Origin of the sequence: Bacillus canaveralius (genome assembly GCF_002860125.1) — a bacterium.
Lineage (GTDB): Bacteria > Bacillota > Bacilli > Bacillales > Cytobacillaceae > Bacillus_BJ > Bacillus_BJ canaveralius.
Genome location: NZ_PGVA01000024.1, coordinates 216,721 through 243,232, shown reverse-complemented (window position 1 = coordinate 243,232; position 26,512 = coordinate 216,721). Strand labels below are relative to the sequence as shown.

Here is a 26,512-nt window from a genome sequence, read left to right as displayed (position 1 = left end):
GAGAATTAAGATTGTCTAGAGGTATTGAACGTGATGGTGAAGAGAAGCGACACTTATGGGAAGATTTATGGATGCCAGCGGAAGAGTTTTATATCAAGAGTCAAAACCCTATGGATAAAGTTGATTTAATTATTGATGGTACAGGCAGAAGTTCTAACATTCAAGATTTACAAGTTAACGTTATATGATGAAATGATTTATAACAATAAAATAAAACTTAGGATTATAGGCTAATACAAACAGCTTTGATAATAGGTATAATCTCTTATAATGAATAAAAGGAAGTTTAGGATAAAAAGCTTATTATCATGTGGGAAATAATATTGACAGAATGTTTTGCAATGAGTATTATAAGTTAAAGTTTTCCAATACCTAAACACTGTGAGCTGGTATTGGATATTTTTTTGTACTGAGTCTGTGTTAATGGAAAATTTAATAGTAATTACTTTGAAGGGAGTTAAAAGTGTGGAACATACTTGTCCAAAATGTGATGTTTTAATGGTTGAGGGAGAACTGGATCATGCGGGCCCGTTTCGAATCTATAAAAAGGAAGGTCAAAAAGGACTTTTCGGCCCCAAGACTGATAAAATAACCAATTTAACTCAATTTGTTTGCCCCAAATGTGGTTTGGTTGAATTTTATGTTGAGTACCCTCAAAAGTTTCAATAAGAAAATCAATATCCTAAGAAATTTATGTTCAGGGCATGATGGAGGTTGCAGTAAATACTAAAATCCACAAACTTACATTTTGCCCATGTATTTTAGATCTTTTCTTAGTTACTTACTCTTCTTAAATTAATCTGCCCCGGTAGTTCAGTTAGAAAAAAAAAAAATTCCAGGTAATGACAACTAGGTCTTCAAGAAAAGCAGCCATTGGAGAAAAAGCTACCGAGGAATGGCAGCCATATCTTCAACTACAGCACCGTTCGTGCAACAAGAATTAGGACTAACTTAGTTTACTGTGTAATCTAATGAATTGTGTCAATACATTTTTTCTTTTCTTCAATAATTGATTGATATCCATACATTAAAAATGCTTTGCTAAACATAAGGAGGAAAAATTGATATGGTTTGATTCGAACTAATGAATATATTTCTAACTTTTTAAATAACCAAGTTAATGGATAAGCAAAGATTATATTAAAAATTGCATTGACGAAAATGTATTGTGTGAATTTTCCATAAGTCAATTTAAAAATCCATAATGAACCAGCTAAAAACGGTCCCAAAATAAAAGGTAATTCCCCATTAACATTTGGATTAATTTTTGTAAAGAAAACCCACCACTTTCGTTTTTTACCAATGTAAGCTTCAATCATAAGAATGAAAGAAATGAATAATGATGAAGAAAGAAATCTCTTTATGCTGTTCCATCCTAAAAAAGGAATTGATAGCCAAGAGATTAAGACCATCCCACTTAATAATAGCTTTGACTTTTTCAATGAATATCACCCCTTTACTCTTTATGGTTCTCTTTCATATGCAATTTTTATTCAATAATTAATTAGTGCACTAAACTGCCCCGTTGCATAAGAATAAGGCTGTCCAGGAATGGCAGCCGATCTTCAAAAGCGGCTAAAACAGTGAATGTTAACATGCGTCCATCCCAATGTAAGAAGAAAACCCAGGGTATATCGCAGCTCCAATCGCAGCCTGGTTAGTGCACTTATATGTTTAGGTAACAATAAAGATCAACTAACATCTATTGGAGAAATATCTGAAAAAATTCTGGTTCCCATCAATTATTTAGAACAACTTCTTTTGCAATTAAAAAGAAACGGATACGTTCAAAGCAAAAGAGGTGTGAATGGAGGATATAAACTAAGTAGAAGCCCCCGTGAAATCATCATTGGAGAAGTGATTCGGAATTTAGAGGGACCGCTGGCGCCGATGGGGTGTGTGAGTATTACATCATATGAAAGCTGCCCATTGGAGGAGGGTTGCTTGTTAAAACCTTTATGGGCCCTTGAGGTCCTTTTTAGTCTGAGCAAGGCAGCTACGTCCCATATCCAAAAAATCTCCATACAATGATGTCAGCTCATATGGAAAAGGTTACGCTGAAGGATGGGCTCAGGCTGAAAGTGAAAATGTTTCAGAAGAGGAAGAAAATGTAAAATCTCTATCTTATTCAGATGATTCTTCAACTGAACCGTATCATGATGAAGATGTTGAACAAGAATTAAGTTCCATAGATGAAGAATCAACGTTTGATGATGGATATGATGATGGATATGAAGCAGCAACTGAAGATTATATATATGACGATTACGATAGTGATTTAAGTAAACAGGAACTTGAGATATATAAGAAGGGCTACTTTTCTGGTTTTATAGAGGGAGGTGGCGGTACCCTTTGGTCAGAATATTTATTATTATTCTATCCGTAAATATTTATTTGTTACGATTTCAATCGGAGTTACTATTCTCATTGGTTTAATTTTGTTAATCCTAAGAAAGGGACAAAGTAATAAAGATCATACTTCTTCGCAACAACTAAATAAATTGGGTGATGGTAGTATGGGGTGGCTGTTTTTTGGAATTGCACTAGTATCCATTGTAGCTATCCTTATAAATGGGTATGCGGATGATTCGGAACCAGTCGATAACAATCTTTATTCCTTTAAGTCTAGTGATCATGATTGTGGTGATTTCGCCACCCAGGAAGATGCTCAGCTATTTTATGAGGCAAGTGGTGGTCCTGATGAAGACCCTCATGATCTAGACCGTGATGGAGACGGAATGGCATGTGATTGGAATCCTTAGAATTCTAAATTGAAGCACAGGAAAGAATCATGCTTTTTTTTGAAGTTACTTATTTAAATATCAGGGCAGTATTATGCAATAACAGAGAGGTAGAGAGAAGGATGTAAATGTCTTTAACCAGAAAATAAGATTTTTATCTTAAAATACCAGTTCAGACTGTGAAGGATTCTACTTAACGAAGGGCAGCTTAGTTGAAGAAGCAAGGGGAGACATCCACATCTATATAGAATACAATTATATTGATGAGGGTGGTCTAATTTGAAAAATAAAATTCCTAATAGAATACATATTATTGGTTCCGTTGGCAGTGGAAAAACAACGTTAGCGAAAGAATTATCCTCAAAGTTAAATCTTCCATTTTATGAATTAGATAATGTTGTTTGGAAAAGGCAAGAATCTGGAGATATAAGAAGAGCTGATGAAGACAGAGATGAGTATTTGAATTCTATTATTCATTCTGAGACTTGGATTATTGAGGGAGTTCATAATGAGGATTGGGTGGCAAATAGTTTTCATAATGCAGACTTGATCATTTTCTTAGATATAAAATATCCAATAAGAACCTATAGAATCATAAAGAGGTTTGTATTACAACAACTTGGGTTTGAAAAGTCAAATTACAAACCCACAATAGAAATATTCTTTAAAATGTTTAAATGGAATAGGCATTTTGAAGAAGTTGGTAAACCTAATTTCTATAATAAATTTGGGATATATAGTGAAAAGTTATTAGTTGTAACTAATAAAAGAAGTATTGAGAGTTACTTCAACGGGTGATAAGTTCGCAAATCAATTGGGTATATCGTAATGAACCCCAAGTGATATTAAAAAGAATAAATGCCAACCATCATTTAATACCTTAAAGTCTTGATTTAAATTGGCTGATCGCAGATGATGATTAAAAGCGACGGAAAACCGTCGCTTTTTTCTATTCTTAATACCACGGTTTTATACAAGGTCTGAGTGTTGTAACTCATCCCTTAAGGGTTATATAACTAACGCTATAATTGATTTTAAGCTGAGAAAACCGGAATATTAAAGTTGTGATTGTTGAATGACAATAATGATGTTTAATAAATATTGATTTTATTCGATAATATAAGCATTTATTGCCGTCGAATTAACTGATAAGATGTTAAACTTTTTATCTGGATATCAATTTGCAATTATCTGATTTTAAATTTATTATTAAAAAATGTATGATCAGCAAAAAGATGCAAACAGTCTAGAAAAGCAGAGAGTGGGAAATCATATGCAGGAACAAGAATTGTCGAGAGGCCTTAAAAACAGGCACGTACAGCTAATCGCTATTGGCGGGGCAATCGGAACCGGATTATTCCTTGGAGCAGGAAAATCTATTCATTTAGCAGGACCATCGATTTTATTTGCTTACATGATTACAGGCGTAATTTGCTTTTTAATCATGCGCGCACTTGGAGAACTACTCTTAACCAATTTGAAATATCATTCTTTTGTTGACTTTATCAACGACTATTTAGGTAACATGGCAGCATTTATCACCGGTTGGACCTACTGGTTTTGCTGGATTTCAATCGCAATGGCCGACTTAACAGCAGTTGGTCTGTATACTCAATTTTGGCTTCCTGAAGTACCACAGTGGATGCCAGGATTAATTGCACTGGTAATTTTGCTAATTATGAACCTAGCAACAGTAAAACTTTTTGGCGAAATGGAATTCTGGTTCGCATTAATTAAAGTCATCGCGATTCTAGCACTAATTGTTATCGGTATTTTTATGATTATCAAAGGTTTTTCCACCAATTCAGGCACATCTAGCTTCACCAATCTATGGAGCCACGGCGGCATGTTCCCAAATGGCATAAATGGCTTTATCCTCTCATTCCAGATGGTGGTGTTTGCGTTTGTTGGCATTGAACTTGTCGGACTTACAGCAGGTGAAACAGAAGACCCAGAAAAAGTGATCCCAAAAGCAATCAACAATATCCCTATTCGGGTTTTAATTTTCTACGTTGGCGCACTTATCGTCATTATGAGTATTTATCCGTGGAACGCCATCAACCCAATGGCAAGCCCATTCGTCCAAGTCTTCGTTGCGGTTGGTATCGCTGCAGCTGCTGGTATCGTCAATTTTGTCGTTCTGACATCCGCAGCTTCTGCGTGTAACAGCGCCATTTTCAGTACAAGCCGGATGATATACTCACTTGCCAAAGATAAAAATGCACCTGTACCATTGACAAAACTTACTTCCCGTAAAGTACCATCGAATGCATTGTTCTTTTCAACTGTCGTTATTCTAATTGCCGTTGTTTTGAACTATGTAATGCCAGAAGGAGTATTTACGCTTATTACAAGTATTTCTACAGTATGTTTCATCTTTATTTGGGGGATTACTGTCATCAGCCATTTGAAATACCGTAAAACAAGACCAGATCTAGTGAAATTGAATAAATTTAAATTGCCTCTCTATCCATTTTCCAATTACTTGATCCTTGCTTTCCTGGCGTTCGTTCTTGTCGTGCTAGCACTTGCGGAAGATACTCGTGTTGCCTTGTTCATAACTCCTGTTTGGTTTATTTTGCTGATTGCGGTTTATAAGATGCGGAAAACGAAGGCGAATCAAGCGAATCAGTGAAAGGTATCTATTTCTGGAATAAACAAGTACCCTTTATGGAGACATAATAAAAGTAATAATACTTTTCGACCCGAACTAAACCTTGACAACCTCCACCTTGACGGTGGAGCTCAGGGAGAAGTGTTAGCGCACTTCTCTTTTTTATTATAAAAGAAAAACAGCGAAAAACGTAAGGGTCGTTAATTTCACTAAGAATATTTCCTGAGCATATGTTCTGAGCTTGTAAGCGAGGAGTTTTGCTCCTTGCTTTTATTTTATAGTTAATCAGATGTGCTGTTTATGGCAAAAGAAAGTATTAATAGGTCGCTGTATATAGATTCCTTGATTTGTTCATTGCTAGTTTTTTTATAGTCATTAACAGTCGACCAAATTCTTTAAGAAATAAAAGTCGTTCGTATTCACTAATCATTATCATAACCTGTTCTTTACTGAAAAAAGTATTAGTTTATAGGTTAGCATTTTCATGGTCGGTGAGAAATTGTATGCTTTATGATGTAAAACCTCTTTTGCGCATCATATGCACTCCAACTCCGGTTGAACAATGCTTATCTTGTTGACAAACCATTCGAAAATGATATATTAATATAATAATACTTTAATACAAAAAAGCATAAAAGCTAAAAAGCGTTTAAGTGCAATGGAATTTTAGATAAGGTCGTTTTTGTGTCACCCATAAAGCCGATGCTTTTGTGGAAATGAGTAAAACGAGTGACATTACTTAATCAGCCTTAGGAGTTACCATTTAATAAGGTAAGTCGTCATAACCAATAAAGTAATAGCTTCTACTGTACCCGGGGGGGGGGTTGAGGTTATTATGGCATCGGTGTTCAGATGATCTTAGGATAGAAAGGTAAGAACGGAATGGAAGCAAATCATCAGGATTTAAAAAAAGGCTTATTGCCGAGACATGTCCAGTTTATTGCGTTAGCAGGTATGATCGGAACGGGTATTTTTAAAGGTAGCTCTGAAACGTTAAGTATCGCAGGTCCGAGTGTCGTGGTTGCCTATTTAATAGGAGGACTTTTATTATTTATTGTAATGGCGGCGTTGGGAGAAATGGGTACCGTTTATCCAAATTTAAATGTTCAGCGTCTTGTGCATAAAGCTTTTGGATTTCAAACCTCGTTTATCGTAGGGTGGCTCTATTGGATTAATTGGATTCTCGTAACGATTGTAGAATTAATCGCTGCGGCAAGCTTTTTACAATATTGGTTTACTACTGTCCCACTATGGATTTTAAGTTTACTGTGTGCGGTTTTCATAGTCGGAATTAATTTATTTCAAGTAAAACACTATGGAGAATTGGAGTTTTGGTTTGCGGGAATTAAAATCCTTGCTTTAATACTCTTCATTTTATTAGGTATTTTCATCCTGCTGGGTATCTTCCCTAATTCCATTCAAGATCCTTTCTCCAACTATACCGCTCATGGCGGATTTTTCCCGAACGGTATCGGAGGAGTTATCAGCGCGTTTTTAGTTGTCATGTTCTCTTATGGTGGTGCAGAATTAATCGGGGTTGCTGTCACAGAGACAAAAGATGCGAAGCGAGTTTTACCGAAAGTGATTATGGGCACGGTTTGGAGAGTGATCATATTTTATGTCCTTCCCATTCTTATCATTTGCGGAATCATACCTTGGAACCAAGTTTCATCAGAAGATAGCCCTTTCGTTCAGGTATTCGACATGGCAGGGATTCCCGGCGCAGCTCATATCATGAATTTCGTTCTGATCACCGCAGTATTATCAGCGGCAAACTCAGGAATTTATGCCACATCAAGAACATTGTTTGCGATGGCTCAAAGCGGAGAAGCACCAAGAGCATTCTTAATAACAACAAAAAATGGAATTCCTTTGAATGGTATTGCGATCACGACAATATGTATATTGATGGGAGTATTTCTAGCCTACAGGACGCCCGATCAGGTAATCGGCTATCTTATGTCCATTCCTGGTTTTACTATAATATTAATATGGCTAAGTATTTGTGCAGCACAATTGAAGCTTCGCCCTCAATATGATGGCCAGCCATCATTCCGGGTAAAATGGTATCCATTCATGACGATCGTTGCAATCTTGATGTTGGCCTTGATCTTCTTTGCGTTTATTTTTAACACAAATAATGTAATTGGCACATATGTATGCCTTGTAACGGTAGGAATTCTTATCCTACTGTCATTCATTTTAAAAAAGACAGAATAAATTCTCTCAGTAATGCAAAGCACAGTTTATTTCCTTAAAAAGGAAGGTGATCAGGTTGTGTGAAAAAAAATAATGATTTGAAGAATTTTATTTAGTTAATATACGAAAAGCAATAAAAAAGAACATTGCTATAAGTCAGCGATGTTCTTTTTTATGCCTATGCCGTTGGTATTGGTGTAGGTGTTGGATGTTTACCCTCATATTTAAAATCGATATTCTCACGAATTGTTTTTAAATCTGTACCTTTTTCAAACTCTTGTTTCGCCTCACGGGCGATATCAACACAGACTTGTCAGCCAAAGCCCATGGTGTCTAATTTAGCTATGTCGCCGTCAACTGAATCTACAAAACAATTTGTGTTGCTTGTATGCCCGTCTTCTTCGTAACAGCCACAATAACAAGGCATGTAATTTAACACTTCTGGGTGTTCAACCGCAAATTGATAAGCTTCCAGGATCTCTTTGCTATCTGTATAATCCATAATCGCGGACCAATCATTGCTGCCGATTACATACTCCAATTTTGGCTGTTCTTGTTCAGCGTGGTTATGTTCTTGTTCACGAAGATTCTCTTCAGGATGCTCACTGCCACTGTCGTTTGAAGCACAACCAGAAATGATGATAGAGCTTAGTAGCATTGGATAAATGAACTTCTTCATCTTCTTTCACCACTTTTCCTATTGAATACTTATAATCAAAGATAAATAGCTAGATAAGACAAATAGAATACTCATACAGAATGATAACATTGCCGGCGCTTTTTTGATCAATGTAAAAAGTGCTAAAACTAAAAACAGAACCGAAAGAATAATGAGAGAAACACTTGTTGTGTTCAATATAAGCTGTACAGTCATACCAGGTTGAAATTCGCCTTGATAAAATATTTTAAAAAGCTTAGACACACTTGTGTCCGTCACCAGTGTTTCATGAGGAGGGGATTGCTGTCCCATTGCTGCTGTTGCTGAGAATATCAGCAATATCACAACACTTTCTGTTTTAGTCCAAGGTTTTGGATTGAAATTCTCATCACTTCTTAGTTTATTTTTGATCAATAAACTGTTCATAGTAGCATAGACAAGTAGTGGAACAATTAATAAATGCTTGATTAGCAATGCTTGCCCATATGGAATCATCCAAGCATTTGTGTAATCCTTAAAATCAGTTACAACACTCATTAAGATAAGCCCGGAAATAATTGTTACTGTGAAGCAAACCATCGCTACAGGCGTAAACCATTTCAGAAAGCGCAGCCAGTTGGAATGATCTTTTGAAAACCAACTTACAATAATGAGTATGCCAACCCAGACACTGATCGCTGTAAAGTGGGATGTATGGGTGAGAAATCCTTTCCACTCCACTATAGAAGTAGCGTGACTGGAGTAACCAAGTGCCAAAATTAACACCACTGTAAAGAATATGCCCACGTATGCATACAGCTGTTTTTTACGGTAATCAAACCAAACGATAAAGATGAATAAAATATTAGAGATAAGGTAAGTGAATATCCACGCTTTCCCTACTTCAAAGGTAAATAAGACAGATTGTGTCGTCTGGGATAACCCGATATCTTGATACAAATGTAAGATTAACGATAGGACCGGGATAAAAGAAAAAATCGCTATGCCTCCGGTTGCAGCCATTAAAACTCCTTTTGGAACGTGTATATCCGGCCGTTTGCCAGCAGGTACGAGATATAAAAGAAAACTGCCGATAAGGAGGGCAAAACAAAGATATAAAAGAGTATCACTAATGACTCCCAAAACTAACATTAAACTATTTCTTCCTCCTCATCAGCCAGAAGAAGCTAACAATGATGATTATAACTAAAGCACCGATAATGGATGGGATCACAAAAGACGGCAATTTGTTATCAGAAGCCTCTGCAGATTGACCTGCTTTGTTCTCTTCCAACTGTTTTTCTTGCTGAGTCTGTTTGTGTTCGTCTTCTTCTGTTACCGGCTCGTCATCTGGCGCTTCAACTGGCTCCTCAGCAGGCGTCTCTGCAACCGGTATCTCTACAGTGAAAGAATATTGTCCTTCTATCAGATGTCCGTCGGATCCGACAATTTTCCATAAAACTTGATAACTGCCATTTTCAAGTGTCTGTGATAAACTTCCTGTCATTTGATTCTCGCTAACAATGATGTTGTCTATTGCTATAACATCCCCAGTTGTATTTTTCAACTCAAATGTACTACCTTGTTCTACTTTTGATTCGAACGTTAAACTCACTTCATCTAGGTTTTCTGTTACAACTTGACCATCCGCTGGGGAAGAGCTTTCTAACCCAGTGTGTGCAAACGCATTAGTAGCAAATGCAGTGAACAACATTATAGTTAAAATAAATAATTTCTTTGTCATAATAGACCTCCATTCACAAAATACGTTCTCAATTCTACCAAAACTATCATTATTATTCAAACGAGTCTTTGTATATTACCAGATTCGTTTAAATACTGGTATTAATAGTGTTGGTAAAAATGTTTGGAGTACCGGAAAATGAGATAAAAGAGGAAGATGCATTTGGATAAGGAGTTAATCCGAAGGAACTTAGTCTAAATCTATTTTAATATAGTAGATTAATGAACAAACCAATCGTACGTGACGGCAGTAATTGCTGCGAGCTGCGCATCAAGGTATATCACCCGGGATTTAAATAGATTGTTAATAATAGTAAAACGCCGCAGGCACTTCATTTACGGCGTTTTTCGGTATTGCAGGATATACTGGCAACCGATATTGTCTATTACCTCCTGCCTTTGCTGTTGCTCTGCAAACAAACAACTTTTGTGTTATAATAAAGTTGTTACTTTCAGTAGAAAAGCAAAAAAGTAAATAGGGAGGTATAGGATGATTCAGTTTGAAAACATCATCAAAAAATATAATAAAAAAACAGTCATAGACAATTTCAGCCTGAATATTGAAGCCGGGCAGCTTGTAGTTTTCATCGGCCCAAGCGGATGCGGAAAAACGACCTTGCTCAAGATGGTCAACAGACTCATTCAGGCCGTCATCCGGGAAGATTTTTGTGAATGGCCAGGATATTTCCACTGTCGACCCAATTGAATTACGCAGGAATATCGGGTATGTGATTCAAAACACCGGGCTCTTCCCACACATGTCCATCAAGGAAAACCTCGAACTCATCCCTAAGCTAAAAGGAGAAGATCCGCAAGCAATTGAAAAGCAAACAGAAGAGCTGCTTGAACTGGTTGGTTTGGATCCAAAGGAATACATGCACCAGTTTCCAAAGGAATTGAGCGGTGGACAGCAGCAACGGATCGGGGTAGCAAGAGCCTTCTCCACGAACTCCGATATCATCCTCATGGATGAACCCTTCAGCGCATTAGATCCCGTCACAAGAAGTTCCCTCCAGGAAGAACTTTTCAATATGCAGAAGGAATTGAACAAGACGATAATCTTTGTTACCCACGATATGGATGAAGCATATAAAATTGCGGATATGATTTGCCTGCTAAAAGATGGGGAAATCCTTCAGTACGATACGCCGGAGAATATTTTAAAGAATCCAGCATCGGAATTCGTTGAAAACTTTATCGGCAAAAGACGGGTTTGGAATAACCCAGAGGTCTTAAATGCACAGGACATCATGATTTCCAATCCTGTGAAGGTCACGCCGAAGCGCAACGTGCTGCAGGCGATAGAGATCATGAGAGAAAACAAGGTTGACAGCCTATTGGTGACTGATAAGAATAGTATTCTATTAGGACTGATCACGTTAAAAGATATCAAGCTGCAAGACCGGAATTCTGTTATCGGAGAAATTATGGAGCGCAACGTTCTTTCCGTTTCTAAAGATGCAAATTTGATTTCCGTTCTGAAAATGATGAATGATCATAAAATCGGCTATTTGCCAGTCGTCAACAGCGAAAAGCAATTGACCGGTCTGATCACGAGAAGCAGCATCCTGGCTGCGTTGAGCAGTCAGTTGATTGACTTGGAGGTGGCTTTTTAATGAGTGCATTTTTCGATTATGTAACGGCTAATTATAACCAGATTCTTAATTTACTGGGGCAACATATATTGCTGAGTGTCGTTTCTGTCCTTATTGCAGTCATCGTTGGGGTTCCTTTAGGGATCCTGGTTTCCAGGAACAAACACTTATCAAAACCCATTATTGGTTCGGCCAATGTCCTCCAGGCGGTACCTAGTTTGGCGCTGCTTGGTTTCCTGATTCCGTTTATCGGGATTGGAAGTACGCCAGCCATCGTCATGGTTGTTCTTTATTCATTGCTTCCGATTATAAAAAATACGTATACTGGCTTGACCAATATTGATGCGGATATTTTGGAGGCAGCAAAAGGAATCGGGTTGACCGGAAGCCAGACGATGAGGAAGATCCAGCTTCCGCTGGCGTTCCCGGTAATCATGGCGGGAATCAGGATTTCTGCGGTAACGGCTGTCGGACTGATGACGATTGCCGCATTCGTAGGAGCTGGCGGACTTGGCTATCTTGTGTTCTCAGGTGTGTCAACCGTCGATAACCATATGATTCTTGCCGGGGCGATTCCTGCTTGTATTCTGGCCCTGCTTATCGATTTTACGGTTGGGAAGCTTGAATCAAGGATTTCATATACGAATAAAACGAGTGCCTCAATGGCCAAAAAGAGTACTGGCCGCCGTTATGACAGGAAGGTCCTCATTCCGACAGCTGCTGCTGTGCTGATATTAGCAGGCATAGGAATGGCTTATGTCTATCCGATGGTCAGCGCGGAGGATAAAATTGTCGTCGGGTCGAAAAACTTTAGTGAGTCAATGGTTTTAGCGAATATGGTAGCGGATGTCATCGAGGATAAAACCGATCTCCAGGTAGAAAGAAAACTGAACCTTGGCGGGACGCAGGTCGTCTTCAATGCCATTAATAATGGCGATGTTGATATGTATGTGGAATATACCGGTACCGGGCTTGTCAGTATTTTAAAGAAAGAGGTTTCGAACGATCCTGATGAAGTCTATGATATTGTCGAAAATGAGTTTGCCGACCGGTACAATATTAAGACATTGAAGCCGCTGGGATTCAATAACACATATACGCTGGCTGTGAGGCAGGATACTGCAGACAAATACGGATTGGAGACTTTCTCGGACCTGGCCGCCGTAAGTAACGAATTGACCGTTGGCGCGACTATCGAGTTCACGAACAGGGACGATGGTTTAGCCGGACTTGCCGAAAAGTATAATATGCAATTTGGGGATGTGAAGGCGGTTGATGGCGGCTTGAGGTATACAGCATTGAAAAGCGGAGAAAGTGACGTAATTGATGCTTTTTCAACGGACGGATTACTCAAGGAGTTCAACCTCAAAGTGCTGGAAGATGACCAAAGCTTCTTCCCTCCTTACTATGCGGTTCCATTGGTAAAGGATGAGACATTAAAAGAATATCCTGAGCTGGAAAAAGCCATCAATATACTGGCAGGTATGCTTACGGACGATAAAATGCGCGAGCTGAACTATAAAGTGGATAGTCTGAAGCAATCTCCAGAGAAGGTTGCAGAAGAGTTTCTTAAAGAGGAAGGATTGGTAGACTGACAAGGCGGATCTGTCCGCCTTGTTTTTTTGTAATCCTAGTCAAATAACGTGCATCATCATATCCCATTCATGTTTACTCCGCCAGAAAATTCATGACGCGGTCGTAAGTCTTTTCATCACCAATAACTAACATGACATCTCCAGCCTCAATGCTCACATATGGTCCAGGTGAAATGATTAGTTCGCCATTCCTTTTCACGCCGATAATGGTGCCGCCAGTATTTTGCCAGAATTTCACCTCTGAAACGGTTTTGCCGATATGGCTGCACCGTGCTGATATCTCCACTTCTATTGGAGCAAGCGGATTCGTATGGCGCAGTTTCCCTGTATAATCGATTATATTATCGATTGTTTGAAATAGTTGTGCGTCCAGCCTTTCTCTCTCTTCAATCAGCTTTTTCATTTGCTTTTCTAAATCTTTGATGCTTTCCAAATTGGAAAACCTGTTGATGTATTTAAAGGCGTTCTTCCGGGCTCCGATGACTACGCCGCTTCCCTTTGTGGAATGGACAATTTCCACATCTTCTAAAATCTTTATCGCTTTTCTGACCGTTTCCGGGGATACATTATACTCACTAGCTAATGTCGACCTCCCATGGATCTTTTCTCCCTCTTTATACTTCTCAGTGTATATCCTGTTCGCAATGTCGATTGCGATTCGTTCGTAGGCTGGCATCTTGGCCCTAGGCATAAGCTACATTCCCATCCTTTTTAAAAAAATATATACGGAAAAATGTTGTTGAAGAATTATGGGTTTTTTGCGCACAATCGTATTTAAAATCATTATTACAGACTACCAGGAACCATTCAAGCTGAATTAGGTGAACATACCATCCACCGTCCCGGAATGCCGAACTAAGTTTGACAAGTATGGACGGGACTATTAAGCGTAGAAGATTCTAATAATATTTCAATGACACCAACCCTCAATTAAATTCAATTGCCAATAAGAAAAGCTGCCATTAATGACAGCTCCAATCTTCAAGCTTGCAACCGTTAATGAAAGAAGATTTTATTTTTCGTTTTTCTGCTTTCTTATTTGTTTTTCTACAACAAAAGTCAGATAACCAACGGATATCACACCTTCTACGTCATGCATTTGCTACTGAGGCAGTTCAACGTCAAAAGATACCAATTGATATTGTTGCTAAAATACTACACCAACGTGATCTAGGGGTAACTGAATATTACTCAGAGCCCACTCAGAGTCAAGTAGCTCAGTCCGTTAGTGATTTACATGATGTGATCTCTGATTATGTTGACTTAGATGAAGCCGTTTTACGTAATCCTGAAGAACTTGAAAAAGAGCTAGAGGAATACAAAGAAAAAGTAGGAGTATTCAATAATGTAATCGGTGGCACTTGTGTTACTGATTATGTATGTCCTATAAAAATGCAATGTTTAGGCTGCCAAGCAAAAATACCACAACCTGAAAAAAAGCATGAATTATTAGACGTGATTGAGCTATCAAAAGATATGGAAAAACGATTTACTTCGATGGGGTTAACTTTAGAAGTTAAAAAGGCAAAAGCCATGAGAAAACACGCTCGGACTGAATTAAAAGAAATAAATCTAATTGAACAGTATAGGGAGGAACAAAAATATGAGCCACACATTCAATACGATAAATGATAGACCGTGGCTTAAAGAAAGTCACCGAAAACGTAGTAACCGATCAGTAGAGATCGGCATTCAAGCAATTGATTTATTAATTCAGAATGGTGAGCCTGTTACATATAGTAATATAGCCGAAATCTCAAAAAAAATTGATCCTAAAGGGAAAGGTATTCACCCTAATACAATTAGAACAAATGAGCAACTATACGATTATTATAAACAACATAGTCTAACTTATAAACAAAAAGAGAATAGCAGTAATAAAAAGTCAACCTTGAATACAAATTCAGATGAATTTGATTTTCGAAGAATAAAATCAAATCGAAATATAGATAATACACATAATAAGTATATGAAATTATCAAAGAAAGAACTTGTTCAACGTCTAATCCTTGCAGAAAAATTCATTGTAGATAATCAAAAAAGATGGATAGTGAATTATTTTGAGAAGTTTAAGTAGCAAAAATGCATTTCATTAATGTGTGCTTTATATATTAAACCTACAATCATTTATCCAAGGTAAAACCTAAATATAGTATTTACTAATTGTATGTAATTTACAAAAATACCCCCAATTTAGGCTGTATCTAAAGTCGGGGGTATTCTGTGGTTTTACATTTTAATTATATTTTAATATATAAGAGGCACTTTACATTGGACATGATGTCATCCACTTTCCCTCAACACAAATTGTGTATTTTGGTACATAACATCCTATAACTATAGCAGCTGAACATAGTACTCTTCCATAAGGAAGTTTATCTCCCCAACGGCAGGCCGCACCAACAAAAGCAGCACAAGCACCTGAATAATCACCGCCGCCTGATTGATATTTGAGCATAACCAACAAACCTCGCCAGCTGCCTGTGTAGATACATCTCCTGTTCCTGACTGCAATTGAATATTAGCTTTTTCAACTACAGCATTAGCTTCCTGTTGAGCATTACTACAACTTCTTGAAGTTCAGGTATATCGGAGAATCATATGTTACTGTTTCACCAGTTCCAAAATTATTAAAATAGATCTTCTTTTCACTAACTACATTGCTATAATCTAACAAACCCTCTAACATTTCGTCCTCTGAAAAATCAATTATGTAAGTTAATAGAAAGTTAAAAGTTAATAGATCCTTTTTCTGCTTTGAAATCCTTTTCAAAATCAATCTCGAACTGGGCTATATAACCTATATGATTATTATTCTCATCAGTAACAGGGTTTAAGATAGTTGGTTCTTTCTCAATAAGGTACTTCTTGTATTCTTTGAAACTATCACTCTTTTTTATAGCGTCCAAAAAACTTTCTTGATCAGATATTTTTGTTTCGGCTTTAGTCATAGCATTAGGGGGCAAAAGACTGAACAACAGTACAAAAGAAATCAAGCTAAACAACAATTTTTTCATTTTAACTCCTCTTGTAACTTTTTATATATAATAACAAGTATGTAAATTAGTGTAAACACCAATTGACAAAATATATAGAATTATCTTACTATTATAGAAAGGAGTTGAGGTTATGAAGACAAGTGAAAAGGTTGTTTACCTGCTATTATCTGGATTTTTAGGTTTATTATGGGCTATCTTTATTAATTTTATTGTTACACATACTAATGGTTTAAGTGTGCAATGGTTTTTAAAAGCTTTAATTATCTTGGTTGGCACCAGTTTATTCATTTTACTAAGTAACCAAATTTCTAAAGAAAAACCTAAGAAATTAAATAATCTAGGAAACGTCTTGTTCTTATTAATGGCCCTTGTAGGCTACATATTATTCTTCTAAATAACTACTAAAGTGTAAAATCCTTTTACAAAGTAAATTTAGAAATTTTATTAAAGTTGATTTTTTAAAAACACCACAAGACTTTGAGGTGGTTTTGTTTTTTTACTTTTAAATTTTTTTATGTAAACTATCATATAAGAATGGAATCCCCTAACATTTCCTGAAAAAATTTTTAGACGACTTTATGTACACAAGATTATATATAATGTGTGACATTATATATATGTATATTGAATATATGACTTACAAATGATTTTCTTGACTTTTAATAAAAGCAGTCCAATCCCACCCAGAATAACAGCTATGTGTTATTTGTCCTTATTCCAAAGAATTTTGAAAAATCCCCAAGGAATTATGAACAACTACTTTCAAGTTTAATTTAACTTCTTTCTGTTGAACGGGGTGCGCAGTTGATAAAAATTTTTCATTCCATGATTGAATTGAATAACGGCTACAACCCTTTACGGCATTTCATAAAGGGTTGTTTCGTTTTTTTCAGATTTCGATGAATCCATATTTACCCATCAGTTCCCGCGGATCCAATGGAACCTAAGTAAACAGAACGATGTTATTGGTACGAGTTTGATTGAAGCAATGTAAAGAACAATGAGGTTCAGCAGACTGGAATTGGCCGCCAACAATCGAACAACTAATTTTTCACCAGGCCGTGTGGGTCAATGACAAATTTTTTCGATGCGCCGCTATCGAACTCTTTGTAGCCACTAGGAGCTTCATCAAGAGAAATTAACGTAGCATTTACAGCTTTGGCAATTTGGGCTCTGCCGCTCAAAATCGCCATCATTAGTTCCCGATGGTACTTCATGACTGGCGTTTGTCCGGTCACAAAGGTGTGAGCCTTTGCCCAGCCTAAACCAAGCCGGATTTTTAAAGTGCCGAATTTGGCATCATCATCAACAGCACCAGGATCCCCGGTCACGTACAGTCCAGGAATACCCAGTCGTCCTCCTGCTCTGGTAACTTCCATAATCGAATTCAAAACAGTTGCTGGAGCCTCTCCATGGGACATGCCGTGGCCATGTGCTTCAAAGCCAACACAGTCTATGGCACAGTCAACTTCTGGAACGCCTAAAATTTGCTCAATTTGTTCAGCAAGATTTGGGTACTCCCGTAAGTTTACTGTCTCACAGCCAAAGCTTTGAGCTTGTGCCAAACGTTCACCATTCAAGTCACCAACAATAACGGCAGATGCTCCCAACAGTTGTGCTGAATGAGCAGCAGCCAGGCCTACCGGACCCGCCCCCGCAACATAAACGGTCGCGCCTGGCTTTACTCCGGCACTGACAGCACCGTGATATCCTGTTGGAAAAATGTCGGAAAGCATTGTTAAATCAAGAATTTTCTCCATTGCTTGATCCTTATCAGGAAATTTCAGCAGCTGGAAATCAGCATAAGGAACCATTACGTACTCCGATTGTCCGCCGACCCAGCCACCCATATCCACGTATCCGTATGCCGAACCTGGACGGTCGGGATTTACATTATCACAAACATGCGTATGTTGTTCCCTACAGCTCCTGCATCGGCCACACGCGATATTAAATGGTACAGAAACTAAATCCCCCTTCTTGATAAATTCAACATCACTTCCTACTTCAATAACCTCGCCTGTTATCTCATGACCCAATACCAAACCACTTGGTGCTGTCGTCCGACCTCGTACCATATGCTGGTCGCTGCCACAAATGTTAGTCGTAACAACCTTAAGGATCACACCATGGTTACATTTTCTTCCGACATTCAATGGGTTCACCCCGGGTCCATCTCTTAGAACCAGATCTGGATAGCTAATGTCGCGAACTTCTACTTTTCCTGGTTCAACATACACTACCGCTTTGTTACCGGCCATTCAAATCACTCCCCTAAAATAATAGATAGCTGCAAAGCTTGTAAACATTACCATTATATGAGGGGGTATTCCATTTATTCTGACAAGTTCAATAATTGATGAGGTTTTGTTGTTTGCGTTGAGGTGCCAGACAGATAGCACAACTAAGCAATACCGAGATGGATTGAATTGAAAAATATATATAGAAGGTCTCATATCATTATTTGTTGATAAAATAAACTGTCTTTTCATATACATTTGTAATGATGCTCTGTAGTTTCGAATGGAAAGAACGCCGGGGTCTAGCCAAGGTTTGAGAAGCACCGCAAAGCAAGTTATCTGAGGTATATAAAAATCCATAGGGAAACGCGTTCATGACTTACGAAGGAGCGCGGGTTGGGATCCGTCAGAGGCACATATATCTACATATGGTTTATCACACAAAATCGAATCGGTACACGAAAAGGTCAATGAAGATACCGGAATGCTGAAAGTAGCTGGAGTTGGAAATAAAAGAAACATTATTGACATGAGTTGAAAATATTGGTTATGACTTTGTAAGCTTGCGATTTAGAGTGGCCTGGAGCCAAAAAAAATTGAAGAGAACACAGGGAGAGGAAAAAATGGCGATACGACCACCGTTGTTGCAAAGAGGAGATACGATAGGATTGGTTACACCTGGCAGCCCTCTTGATGCTAATATTATTAATGCCAGAGTACAAACCTTGAGAGATATGGGCTTTAATGTAGTCTTCGGCAGGCATGTTTATGCCTATGAGGGCATCGTAGCTGCACCAGCAACGCAAAGGGCCGAGGATGTAATGAATATGTTCAGAGATCCGGGAGTGAAAATGATACTACCAACACGAGGAGGGACTGGGGTTCAGACCATTCTTCCTTATTTAGATTTTGCAGTGATAAGCGAGAACCCTAAAATCTTATCTGGTTATAGTGATATAACAGTTTTACTAAATAGTTTGTATCAATTTAGCAATTTAATTACCTTCCACAGTCTGATGCTTATTGATTTTAAACCAGACACACCTGCTTATAATTTTAATCAATTCTTCGAAGCAACCTCTACATCGGTTTCTCCCAGGACTATCCAAAATCCACCGGATATGCCTCTGATGAGTTTGGTACCAGGCAATGTAACGGGTCCAATAGTAGGTGGGAATATGACTTCGTTACTCAATACCCTTTGTACTCCATTTGAAATTGATACACGAGGAAAAATACTCTTTTTAGAAGAAATTCATGCACCTACTACAACGATTTTTCGGTATTTTACGCAACTCACGATGTCAGGTAAATTCCAGGATTGTCTTGGAATTATCATGGGACAATGTACGGATTGCCTTGTATCTTATCAGACAACGTATCAAGACTTAATTAATGATTGGTTAGTCCCGTTGGGAAAACCTTTAATGGTCAACCTTGCTACAGGGCACGGTGTTTATAAAGCTGCTATTCCAATAGGTGCTACTGTTAATCTCGATACGGTAAATAATACATTGACTGTGCTCGAACCAACTGTTTCTTTGTGATGTAATAAAACATCCAATCAAAAAGGACCGGGTTGTATGAGACGTTTTTCTTCATACACAAATTTGGGTCTCATGCGATACACAAGTTTTTCTTTTTAAACTACCTGCCAGTTCATATTAAAGGTCAGCCGATACTTCTGGTTAACCATTTCGAATAACACAAAAGAGTAACCGTTTTAGGCTACTCTTATCTGTAACTAAGGAGTGCAACTGCTCCGGGACACAGTGGCAGTCCTTTTTCCACCATGTGCACCCTCATCGTGTGCCTTCGCATCCTCGAACGCGTCATAATTGTTTGATTTACATTGACCTTCCCAACGAGGAGAATGTTCAGCACAGTGTGCTTGATATCCCCTAAGGTCATTTGGCTCTGGAAAAAGCTGTGTAAGTTCGTTTTCGTCCAAATAAATCACCTCCTACTCCTTAACTTGCGACAAAATATCTGTGAATATAAGGGAAAATTAAAGAAAGTGCATTACCATAAGGCTTAGGTTGTAAGAGTCAACCACAATTTCTAGTGGCAGACAAAAAGGCTGTGAGAGAGGATTGCAAAGGGGAGTTTCTAAGCCTGTATTTTTCTTACATACGGAAAAAAATCTACCCCTGTCTTGTTAAATCAAATAAAACATATGTTTTTATAAGTATACTTTCATCTTTTCTACACAACTTATTTAAATGGAGGTGATGCGTGTGAAAGACAACAAGTTCAGTTTTGACGACAACTTACTTGAGCATAATGAATTCGAAGGACTAAAAAAGGGCAAAGGAAAAGAAAAAATAGATGATGAGTCAAATCCTCAAGGTTTAGGGGCACCACTACCTAAAAATGCAGAATAACCTGCCGAAAGGATGACAGCTTGCAGCTCATTTCTAAGCCAGTCGATCAAAGGATGCTTGACAATGGATAATTGATGCACAAAAAATCTATTTCCTTATGCTATGCAGAACAAGAAAGCCTTCATGCTGATTATCGTTCTAGTCAATCCGACAGATCCTAGTTATACCATGTGAATAATTACTGCTCCTTTCAGTGATAATAACTTTAAGACTATTTTCAAATGGTTAGGAGGAAGAGAATGGACGATAAGCAAAAATACCCGCCAAAAGATACCGGAACGTTAACCGATTACCATTATGGCACTGGCAAAGATCGAACTTCTAAGTCAATGTCAGTAGCTGAAAATAAGGAAACTAAAGATACGATAAGATCGCTTATTGACGATTAATACGAAGATCAACGGAGGCTGAACAGCCGTCACTTTTTCCTTTCATATCCTTTCATAGTAATCATTAATCATTGAACTTTACATGTGAAATGGGTATTATAGTAATACTGGCTGCGTTGTTCGTAATCATAATAAAGTTTTAACCTTTAAGCTGTAATCGGGAGTTTTAATTGAAGCTGAAATGACAAGCCTCTGTCTATATGACAAGGAGGACATGCAGGAAGGTTTCTGCGAACACCCACTTTAAGGAGTGGTGGTTTAAAACTTTCTTATATTAATACGGCATACGTGGCTTTTAATCTTTAAATCCAAACCAGTCGCCAATTGGCAACTGGTTTTTTTGTATATATGCAATGCACCGCAACTAAGATTTAAGCAATTACCGATAATTTAGATTTCCCCCAAATTCTTCAGTCGTTTCTATTGTCGTTGTGTTACGGAGCCCGTTTTCAGCCATTCTTCACTCTCTTACATACCTGTTTCCTTGTGAGATGTTCTAAATAATCATCTAATTGTGTTATCCATGCGGAGGCAGTGTCTTCATCGTAGCGATGTTCAATCGCCTTGGCGATTAAATAGTCGGAGATAGCAGGATTCTTTGGCAGGATAGGCCCGTGCAAATAGGTTCCGATCAAGTTTTTATACAGCAAACCCTCTAATCCACTATCATCGTTGTTCCCGCTTCCTTTTTCCACTTTCCCTAATGGGCGATAAGAATGATAAGTTCGTCCGGCATGGTTTTCAAACCCGACGATTTCCCCAAATAACTCAGACTGGACTAGAATATTCCCGGTAAGCCTCGGTTGCTTTGCTACTGTATAAAAGTCCAATATTCCTAAACACTCCAATTCATTACCGTTTGCATCAATATATTGGTTGCCCAAAAATTGATATCCGCCACAAATGGTCAGGCCTGGGACTCCGCTTTCGATTTTTTCTTTTAATTGGATCTTGATGTTCTGCAGTTCAGCTGTTGCTACGCTCTGTTCCCTGTCGCTTCCCCCGCCTATAAAAAATAAATCCATATCTTCTAGTGTTACGCCATCTGTGCTTCTTATTTCTTTTATATTTAGATTAATTCCTCGCCACTCAGAGCGCTTGGCTAAGCTGATAATATTGCCACGATCACCATAGAGATTGAGCTTGTCCGGAAAAAAATAATACAAAGTCAGCTGTTTGGATGATTGTAACGGAACTTTCCTTTCCAAAATGATCACCCCTTAACATTTTTCAACCGATTTACAAACGCTTTTCTTGTTGGCTGCAGGGCTGAATAGTTGGTGACGACATAGCTGTTCAGCTGTCTTTTCAATAGTTCCTCCACTGCAAGGTCGACATTTTGGATGATTTCCAGTTTGTGTTCAGGGATGCCAGCATACTTTAAACGGACAGCCATGTCCTCTGCCCTTAAACCGCTGCATATGATCCGGTCAGTAAGACTGCTGTTTATCTTTTCATAATCAGCGTCCCAAATCCAGGATATATCCCGGCCGTCATCGCCTAAATCATTTAAAGGGAGCAAATACTGTTTTCGCTCATGGTTCATGTTTGATTCCGATAAACTGACATTCATGCCGGCCGGGTTCTTAGCCAGATTTAACACTACATGGTTATCCCTGTGTTCGAACCGTTCCATCCGTCCGTTTTCGACGTGAAATGTTGATAGCGCATTTTGGATTTGTTCAGGACTCAGGCCGCTTTCTATACAAACGCTGATGGCAGCCAAAGCATTGATGGCGTTATACGAACCCAAAATAGGTACAGAAAAGTCTCCAACGTTTGTCTTTATAGATAAGCCTTCATTCACTTCCAAATGCTTGATTTCATATTTAGGACTTTTGCGTCCAAAACCGCATGGGCAGCTATAATGGCCAATCTGCCCATAGTGAGTGTGTTTGTATTGAAGACGTTCGCCACATTGAGGACAAAACGTAGATTCAATCATATTGTGCTGCTCAAAAGCAAAAGCATGCTTGCCTAAACCGAAGTATTCGGCTTCCAAGCCGAGATAGCCTAAACGGGTGACGAAAGGATCATCTGCATTTAAAATAAGTTTTACCGCAGTTCGCTTTAAAACGTCACCAATTTTATTAACCAGAATGTCAATTTCCCCAAAACGATCGAGCTGATCCCGAAAGAAGTTTGTAAAAACCATCAGTCCTGGCTGGATTTCTTTCGTTACTCTTTCAATTGAACCTTCATCAATCTCTATGACTGCTATATCAGCTTTTTTCCTTCTCAGTAGCCCTTCGTTTTTAATGAATGCTGTTGTGATGCCGGTAATCATATTGGAACCTTCAGAATTATGTATTATACGAAAACCATTTTCGCTGAGGATATGCCCGACGATTTGGGAGGTTGTCGTCTTGCCGTTCGTTCCACTGATAAAAATGATTTTATCAGTATTGTTTGCTAACTTTTTCAAGATGTCCTTATCGATTTTTCGTGCTACTACACCTGGCAGGTTGCTCCCGCTTTTATGTAATATGCGGCTCGCCTTATGAGCCATTTTTGCCGCTAATATTGATGTTTTTACTGGCACTTATGTTCGCCTCTCAATCTGCTCAGATGTTTGTCCCCCCCCGGCCATGCCGGTGCCAGCTAATGTTAAGCGAGATGAATTGCTCTACGATTGTCGCATGGATTCCCAATAGCTTTCCTCGTCACCAAAAAACTCTGATAATACGCCATTTAGTGATTGAAGCTTGTCGATAAAACCGTTTAAATCACAAGTGTGGAAAGTGTCTTTAAGTTCACGATTTTCCTCTGTGATCGAATACACATGAATTTCCATACAGCCATCCCACCTGGCATTCACATCCCATTTGCCGTCTTCGCTTTCCAGTTCAAGCGCAGCGGTACCGCCATGGTCTCTTTTATGCTCGGTTTTAATTACCCACATGCAAAACACTCCTCTGTTGGATTGCCAATACTAGATTAAGTTTTCCATGTTTCTTTGCTTTTATTACTTCGTCAAGAAACATCCGATTCAGTTCATTTCTAATGGATTGGCTAGCGGGGCAAGTTTATCAAAAAGAAACAATGTTATTTTGAAAATGAATATAGTCTATGCAGTCGTGCAATTATGGTTGATCATTAATAAAAGGGACTTCCATTTGGATGTCCCTTTTATTAAGTTCGCTATAAAATTTAAAGGTTCAATTTAAACCCTTTAATTACCTCTTGTAATTTTTCTGCCAGATCACTTAAATGCTTGGAGGAGTTAATGATTTCTTCGCTGCCGGCCAACTTCCTGAGTAGCTGCCGCAACGGTTTCTACACTTTTGCTGGTGTCTTTAGTGCCTTCTTCGATATTTGCGACGGTTCCTTTTATTTATTTTATGCTAAATTAGCCTTGCGAAGTATCATAAGATTTATAAACAGATTCTCTCCAATTAACTTCTTAACTTCATTTATCAAGCACTTTTTGCCTTCACTAAATGAGCGGTCTGCCGGCATCTGGTGAAAGGTTCGGATCCCCCTTCCCTTCAATCAAAAAAGGATCCGTATTTTTTTCGCTGATTCTTTTCGGTAATAAACTCCCGTTTTTTACATTTTTATCCTTTTTCTTACCTTTGTTTTGTCCTTTTTCTTCTGTCATGATGTCAACCTCCTGGAGATAGTCTCTGTTGAAACAATGCATTTATACCCATCTGTTGACATAGAGACGCCTGATTTCCCTTGCTGAAAGCCAAGTTTTCTTCTATGAACTATGAAATGTTAATAGGTACTTAGCTTTTTCTTTTGTCGTTAAAGGCAGAATAGTACAAAGAAGATCAATATTATCTATGATAAGTACATGAAACCCACAAAGAGTTTGAAATACTCTTTGTGGGTTTCCTCGTTTACTCTGCTAACTGATTGTTATAGCCTTTCTTTGTTTCCAAATTACATTCACCACAGCAGCGAGCCAAAGGGTTGCAAGCACTGAATATGTGTAAAGACTTGTCGTATAAGATACGTCTAATGCTCCCAGTAAAGTCCTGATATTCGTCAAAATAATAATACCACCGACGAGCGTTCCCAATAGGTTAGTCGGTATGATTTTGACCAACCAAGCTGCAATCGGAGCTGCGATAATACCCCCGATCATTAATGCAACTACCCATTGAAGATGAATCTGCGTCCATCCTAGAGTAATAAGAAAACCTAGAGTAGAAGATACGGCAATTGCGAATTCACTTGTATCGACTGAACCAATTACTTTCCTCGGTTCCATTTTGCCGCTGGTTAGCAGTACAGGTGTTGCAATTGGCCCCCATCCTCCACCACCAGTAGCGTCAAAAAAGCCTGCAATAAACCCGAGTGGTACAAAGTGTTTTTTCCCCATGTTTGTTTTGGCAATTTGACTGGAAGGATTGAACTTGAACAGGAAACGATATATTACATAGACACCCAATAGCAATAAGAAAAACGAAACATATGGTTTAACTATGTCACCAGGAATGCTGCCTAAAAAATAAGCACCTATAAAAGCCCCAATAGAACCAGGTATGATTAATTTGAGGACAACTTGTTTATCTACATTACCAAATCGAATATGCGATACACCCGAAGCAGCAGTAGTTACAACTTCTGCCATATGAACGGAAGCAGATGCAACAGCTGGTGCAATACCAAACATAAGCAATAATGAGGTGGAAGTAACTCCATATGCCATACCCAATGAACCATCCACCAACTGTGCTGCTAAGCCGATCAAAGCAAGAACGATTAACCTTCGCAAAAAAACCTCTCCTTTTTCAAAATTTCCTGAATAGACTTGTTATAGGGAACTACAATCAATAAATTTGTCATTGTTGACTAATCTAATCAAGTTTATATCCTACAATATGAGCAGGACGTACTATTGGGTTCTTGTCTAGGTTGAAAATGGGCAAATACCTAAAGGAGAGGCGTTTTATGAAAATTTCTAGTAGAGGAGAATATGCATTACGTGCACTTATATGTTTAGGCAGCAATAAAAATCAACTAACATCTATTGGAGAGATATCCGAAAAGACCCTGGTTCCAATTAATTATTTAGAACAACTTCTTTTGCAATTAAAAAGAAATGGATACGTTCAAAGCAAAAGAGGTGTGAATGGAGGATATAAATTAAGTAGAAGCCCCCGTGACATCATCATTGGAGAAGTCATTCGGAACCTGGAGGGACCGCTAGCGCCGATGGGGTGCGTGAGTATTACATCATATGAAAGCTGTCCACTAGAAGAAGGCTGCTTATTAAAACCTTTATGGGCACTTGTCAGGGATACTGTTGCAGATTTATTGGATCATACAACACTGAAGGATTTGTTGGACGGTAATATCATTAAAAAATGAAATTAACTGCCGGGTGCTAAGCTGCCAACACTGGTGTTTTTTTTGTTATTAATC

General features: G+C 38.3%; 29 protein-coding genes, 1 other RNA gene and 1 pseudogene. 18 read left to right on the top strand and 13 right to left on the bottom strand.

Going from position 1 to position 26,512, the window contains the following annotated elements; genetic code table 11:
- The first annotated feature begins 11 nt into the window (after nt 1-11).
- Together CU635_RS23090 and CU635_RS11185 are read left to right on the top strand one after the other, a co-directional pair.
- Nucleotides 12-188 (top strand): hypothetical protein, encoded by a 177-nt coding sequence (locus tag CU635_RS23090; protein ID WP_180956517.1) that lies wholly within the window; start codon nt 12-14, stop codon nt 186-188.
- A 235-nt stretch (nt 189-423) separates the two neighbouring features.
- Entirely contained in the window at nt 424-669 is a 246-nt protein-coding gene (locus CU635_RS11185; RefSeq protein ID WP_125929042.1) for a hypothetical protein, read from the top strand.
- Between the two features lie 299 nt (nt 670-968).
- On the opposite strand, the gene CU635_RS11180 is transcribed toward CU635_RS11185, so the two are convergent.
- On the bottom strand, nt 969-1,442 hold the full coding sequence (locus tag CU635_RS11180; RefSeq protein ID WP_245917417.1) for a hypothetical protein: 474 nt from the start codon (nt 1,440-1,442) through the stop codon (nt 969-971).
- 145 nt (nt 1,443-1,587) lie between these two features.
- On the opposite strand from CU635_RS11180, the gene CU635_RS11175 reads away from it, so the two are divergent.
- From CU635_RS11175 to CU635_RS11155, 5 genes are all read left to right on the top strand, one after another.
- Nucleotides 1,588-2,031 carry an RrF2 family transcriptional regulator gene (locus CU635_RS11175; protein ID WP_101577438.1) on the top strand — a complete coding sequence of 148 codons (444 nt, stop codon included), beginning with the start codon at nt 1,588-1,590 and terminating at the stop codon, nt 2,029-2,031.
- A 308-nt stretch (nt 2,032-2,339) separates the two neighbouring features.
- Nucleotides 2,340-2,762 (top strand): excalibur calcium-binding domain-containing protein, encoded by a 423-nt coding sequence (locus CU635_RS23630; RefSeq protein ID WP_219620135.1) that lies wholly within the window; start codon nt 2,340-2,342, stop codon nt 2,760-2,762.
- A gap of 258 nt (nt 2,763-3,020) precedes the next feature.
- Nucleotides 3,021-3,539, top strand: a complete 519-nt coding sequence (locus tag CU635_RS11165) for an AAA family ATPase (RefSeq protein ID WP_101577437.1) — start codon at nt 3,021-3,023, stop codon at nt 3,537-3,539.
- Nucleotides 3,540-4,014: 475 nt separating this feature from the next.
- Entirely contained in the window at nt 4,015-5,376 is a 1,362-nt protein-coding gene (locus CU635_RS11160; RefSeq protein ID WP_101577436.1) for an amino acid permease, read from the top strand.
- A gap of 861 nt (nt 5,377-6,237) precedes the next feature.
- Nucleotides 6,238-7,575, top strand: coding sequence for an amino acid permease (locus CU635_RS11155; protein ID WP_101577435.1), 1,338 nt, complete (start codon nt 6,238-6,240; stop codon nt 7,573-7,575).
- Nucleotides 7,576-7,732: 157 nt separating this feature from the next.
- Here the strand turns inward: CU635_RS11155 and CU635_RS11145 are convergent, their stop codons facing one another.
- From CU635_RS11145 to CU635_RS11135, 3 genes are read right to left on the bottom strand one after another with little or no spacing between them, the layout of a single operon-like run.
- Complete coding sequence (locus tag CU635_RS11145; protein WP_308303499.1) at nt 7,733-8,233, bottom strand: PCYCGC motif-containing (lipo)protein; 501 nt, start codon at nt 8,231-8,233, stop codon at nt 7,733-7,735.
- Nucleotides 8,234-8,251: 18 nt separating this feature from the next.
- Nucleotides 8,252-9,343 carry a copper resistance D family protein gene (locus CU635_RS11140; protein WP_101577433.1) on the bottom strand — a complete coding sequence of 364 codons (1,092 nt, stop codon included), beginning with the start codon at nt 9,341-9,343 and terminating at the stop codon, nt 8,252-8,254.
- 4 nt (nt 9,344-9,347) lie between these two features.
- Nucleotides 9,348-9,935 (bottom strand): copper resistance CopC family protein, encoded by a 588-nt coding sequence (locus CU635_RS11135; RefSeq protein ID WP_101577432.1) that lies wholly within the window; start codon nt 9,933-9,935, stop codon nt 9,348-9,350.
- A 489-nt stretch (nt 9,936-10,424) separates the two neighbouring features.
- Between CU635_RS11135 and CU635_RS24200 the strand changes: the two genes are divergently transcribed.
- The 3 genes from CU635_RS24200 to CU635_RS11125 are packed head-to-tail and all read left to right on the top strand — an operon-like array spanning nt 10,425 to nt 13,124.
- Nucleotides 10,425-10,640, top strand: coding sequence for an ATP-binding cassette domain-containing protein (locus CU635_RS24200; protein ID WP_308303500.1), 216 nt, complete (start codon nt 10,425-10,427; stop codon nt 10,638-10,640).
- Entirely contained in the window at nt 10,603-11,550 is a 948-nt protein-coding gene (locus tag CU635_RS11130; RefSeq protein WP_308303501.1) for a CBS domain-containing protein, read from the top strand. The genes CU635_RS24200 and CU635_RS11130 overlap by 38 nt, the downstream gene beginning before the upstream one ends.
- A complete protein-coding gene (locus CU635_RS11125) occupies nt 11,550-13,124 on the top strand; it encodes an ABC transporter permease/substrate-binding protein (RefSeq protein ID WP_101577431.1) in 1,575 nt (524 codons plus the stop codon). Before CU635_RS11130 ends, CU635_RS11125 begins: the two co-directional genes overlap by 1 nt.
- A 73-nt stretch (nt 13,125-13,197) precedes the next feature.
- Here the strand turns inward: CU635_RS11125 and CU635_RS11120 are convergent, their stop codons facing one another.
- Nucleotides 13,198-13,815, bottom strand: coding sequence for a GntR family transcriptional regulator (locus CU635_RS11120; protein ID WP_101577430.1), 618 nt, complete (start codon nt 13,813-13,815; stop codon nt 13,198-13,200).
- A 386-nt stretch (nt 13,816-14,201) separates the two neighbouring features.
- Between CU635_RS11120 and CU635_RS11115 the strand changes: the two are divergent.
- Together CU635_RS11115 and CU635_RS11110 are read left to right on the top strand one after the other, a co-directional pair.
- A pseudogene (locus tag CU635_RS11115) lies at nt 14,202-14,756 on the top strand (site-specific integrase); the annotation flags it as partial.
- A complete protein-coding gene (locus CU635_RS11110; RefSeq protein ID WP_101577429.1) occupies nt 14,728-15,201 on the top strand; it encodes a hypothetical protein in 474 nt (157 codons plus the stop codon). The pseudogene CU635_RS11115 and the gene CU635_RS11110, both read left to right, overlap by 29 nt.
- A 652-nt stretch (nt 15,202-15,853) precedes the next feature.
- Here CU635_RS11110 and CU635_RS11105 read toward each other — a convergent pair.
- Nucleotides 15,854-16,141, bottom strand: coding sequence for a hypothetical protein (locus CU635_RS11105; protein WP_101577428.1), 288 nt, complete (start codon nt 16,139-16,141; stop codon nt 15,854-15,856).
- A gap of 112 nt (nt 16,142-16,253) precedes the next feature.
- Here CU635_RS11105 and CU635_RS11100 point away from each other — a divergent pair, with 112 nt between their 5' ends.
- A complete protein-coding gene (locus CU635_RS11100) occupies nt 16,254-16,517 on the top strand; it encodes a hypothetical protein (RefSeq protein WP_101577427.1) in 264 nt (87 codons plus the stop codon).
- A 649-nt stretch (nt 16,518-17,166) separates the two neighbouring features.
- On the opposite strand, the gene fdhA is transcribed toward CU635_RS11100, so the two are convergent.
- Entirely contained in the window at nt 17,167-18,384 is a 1,218-nt protein-coding gene (fdhA, locus tag CU635_RS11095) for a formaldehyde dehydrogenase, glutathione-independent (RefSeq protein ID WP_101577426.1), read from the bottom strand.
- A 602-nt stretch (nt 18,385-18,986) separates the two neighbouring features.
- Between fdhA and CU635_RS11090 the strand changes: the two genes are divergently transcribed.
- Nucleotides 18,987-19,910, top strand: a complete 924-nt coding sequence (locus CU635_RS11090) for a S66 peptidase family protein (RefSeq protein WP_101577425.1) — start codon at nt 18,987-18,989, stop codon at nt 19,908-19,910.
- A gap of 197 nt (nt 19,911-20,107) precedes the next feature.
- Here CU635_RS11090 and CU635_RS11085 read toward each other — a convergent pair whose 3' ends face one another.
- Nucleotides 20,108-20,314 carry a hypothetical protein gene (locus tag CU635_RS11085; RefSeq protein ID WP_101577424.1) on the bottom strand — a complete coding sequence of 69 codons (207 nt, stop codon included), beginning with the start codon at nt 20,312-20,314 and terminating at the stop codon, nt 20,108-20,110.
- A gap of 286 nt (nt 20,315-20,600) precedes the next feature.
- On the opposite strand from CU635_RS11085, the gene CU635_RS23340 reads away from it, so the two are divergent.
- The 3 genes from CU635_RS23340 to ssrS all read left to right on the top strand — a co-directional run bounded on the left by CU635_RS23340 (nt 20,601) and on the right by ssrS (nt 21,435).
- Complete coding sequence (locus CU635_RS23340) at nt 20,601-20,747, top strand: hypothetical protein (RefSeq protein WP_180956518.1); 147 nt, start codon at nt 20,601-20,603, stop codon at nt 20,745-20,747.
- 239 nt (nt 20,748-20,986) lie between these two features.
- Nucleotides 20,987-21,136: a hypothetical protein gene (locus tag CU635_RS23335; RefSeq protein ID WP_180956519.1), complete on the top strand. Its 150-nt coding sequence runs from the start codon at nt 20,987-20,989 to the stop codon at nt 21,134-21,136.
- A 105-nt stretch (nt 21,137-21,241) separates the two neighbouring features.
- Nucleotides 21,242-21,435: non-coding RNA, 6S RNA (ssrS, locus tag CU635_RS11080), on the top strand.
- A gap of 150 nt (nt 21,436-21,585) precedes the next feature.
- Here ssrS and CU635_RS11075 read toward each other — a convergent pair.
- The 5 genes from CU635_RS11075 to CU635_RS11060 all read right to left on the bottom strand — a co-directional run bounded on the left by CU635_RS11075 (nt 21,586) and on the right by CU635_RS11060 (nt 25,862).
- Complete coding sequence (locus tag CU635_RS11075; RefSeq protein ID WP_101577423.1) at nt 21,586-22,344, bottom strand: type 1 glutamine amidotransferase; 759 nt, start codon at nt 22,342-22,344, stop codon at nt 21,586-21,588.
- A 5-nt stretch (nt 22,345-22,349) separates the two neighbouring features.
- The gene (locus tag CU635_RS11070) at nt 22,350-23,678 is read right to left on the bottom strand and encodes a Mur ligase family protein (RefSeq protein ID WP_245917415.1); all 1,329 of its coding nucleotides are present in this window, start codon (nt 23,676-23,678) and stop codon (nt 22,350-22,352) included.
- Between the two features lie 84 nt (nt 23,679-23,762).
- On the bottom strand, nt 23,763-24,038 hold the full coding sequence (locus tag CU635_RS11065; RefSeq protein ID WP_101577422.1) for a hypothetical protein: 276 nt from the start codon (nt 24,036-24,038) through the stop codon (nt 23,763-23,765).
- Nucleotides 24,039-24,572: 534 nt separating this feature from the next.
- On the bottom strand, nt 24,573-24,737 hold the full coding sequence (locus tag CU635_RS23330; RefSeq protein WP_180956520.1) for a hypothetical protein: 165 nt from the start codon (nt 24,735-24,737) through the stop codon (nt 24,573-24,575).
- A 252-nt stretch (nt 24,738-24,989) separates the two neighbouring features.
- Nucleotides 24,990-25,862: a sulfite exporter TauE/SafE family protein gene (locus tag CU635_RS11060; RefSeq protein WP_101577421.1), complete on the bottom strand. Its 873-nt coding sequence runs from the start codon at nt 25,860-25,862 to the stop codon at nt 24,990-24,992.
- 176 nt (nt 25,863-26,038) lie between these two features.
- On the opposite strand from CU635_RS11060, the gene CU635_RS11055 reads away from it, so the two are divergent.
- The gene (locus tag CU635_RS11055) at nt 26,039-26,458 is read left to right on the top strand and encodes an RrF2 family transcriptional regulator (protein WP_101577420.1); all 420 of its coding nucleotides are present in this window, start codon (nt 26,039-26,041) and stop codon (nt 26,456-26,458) included.
- The last annotated feature ends 54 nt before the right edge of the window (nt 26,459-26,512 follow it).

Coding starts and splice junctions, on each gene's coding strand:
- CU635_RS23330 (WP_180956520.1), bottom strand. CDS start 24,737: ATGACAGAAGAAAAAGGACAAAACAAAGGTAAGAAAAAGGATAAAAAT.
- CU635_RS11065 (WP_101577422.1), bottom strand. CDS start 24,038: ATGTGGGTAATTAAAACCGAGCATAAAAGAGACCATGGCGGTACCGCT.
- CU635_RS11110 (WP_101577429.1), top strand. CDS start 14,728: ATGAGCCACACATTCAATACGATAAATGATAGACCGTGGCTTAAAGAA.
- CU635_RS11105 (WP_101577428.1), bottom strand. CDS start 16,141: ATGAAAAAATTGTTGTTTAGCTTGATTTCTTTTGTACTGTTGTTCAGT.
- CU635_RS11155 (WP_101577435.1), top strand. CDS start 6,238: ATGGAAGCAAATCATCAGGATTTAAAAAAAGGCTTATTGCCGAGACAT.
- CU635_RS11055 (WP_101577420.1), top strand. CDS start 26,039: ATGAAAATTTCTAGTAGAGGAGAATATGCATTACGTGCACTTATATGT.
- CU635_RS24200 (WP_308303500.1), top strand. CDS start 10,425: ATGATTCAGTTTGAAAACATCATCAAAAAATATAATAAAAAAACAGTC.
- CU635_RS11100 (WP_101577427.1), top strand. CDS start 16,254: ATGAAGACAAGTGAAAAGGTTGTTTACCTGCTATTATCTGGATTTTTA.
- CU635_RS11185 (WP_125929042.1), top strand. CDS start 424: ATGGAAAATTTAATAGTAATTACTTTGAAGGGAGTTAAAAGTGTGGAA.
- CU635_RS11090 (WP_101577425.1), top strand. CDS start 18,987: ATGGCGATACGACCACCGTTGTTGCAAAGAGGAGATACGATAGGATTG.
- fdhA (WP_101577426.1), bottom strand. CDS start 18,384: ATGGCCGGTAACAAAGCGGTAGTGTATGTTGAACCAGGAAAAGTAGAA.
- CU635_RS11175 (WP_101577438.1), top strand. CDS start 1,588: ATGTTAACATGCGTCCATCCCAATGTAAGAAGAAAACCCAGGGTATAT.
- CU635_RS11125 (WP_101577431.1), top strand. CDS start 11,550: ATGAGTGCATTTTTCGATTATGTAACGGCTAATTATAACCAGATTCTT.
- CU635_RS23335 (WP_180956519.1), top strand. CDS start 20,987: ATGGACGATAAGCAAAAATACCCGCCAAAAGATACCGGAACGTTAACC.
- CU635_RS11160 (WP_101577436.1), top strand. CDS start 4,015: ATGCAGGAACAAGAATTGTCGAGAGGCCTTAAAAACAGGCACGTACAG.
- CU635_RS11140 (WP_101577433.1), bottom strand. CDS start 9,343: ATGTTAGTTTTGGGAGTCATTAGTGATACTCTTTTATATCTTTGTTTT.
- CU635_RS11135 (WP_101577432.1), bottom strand. CDS start 9,935: ATGACAAAGAAATTATTTATTTTAACTATAATGTTGTTCACTGCATTT.
- CU635_RS11120 (WP_101577430.1), bottom strand. CDS start 13,815: ATGCCTAGGGCCAAGATGCCAGCCTACGAACGAATCGCAATCGACATT.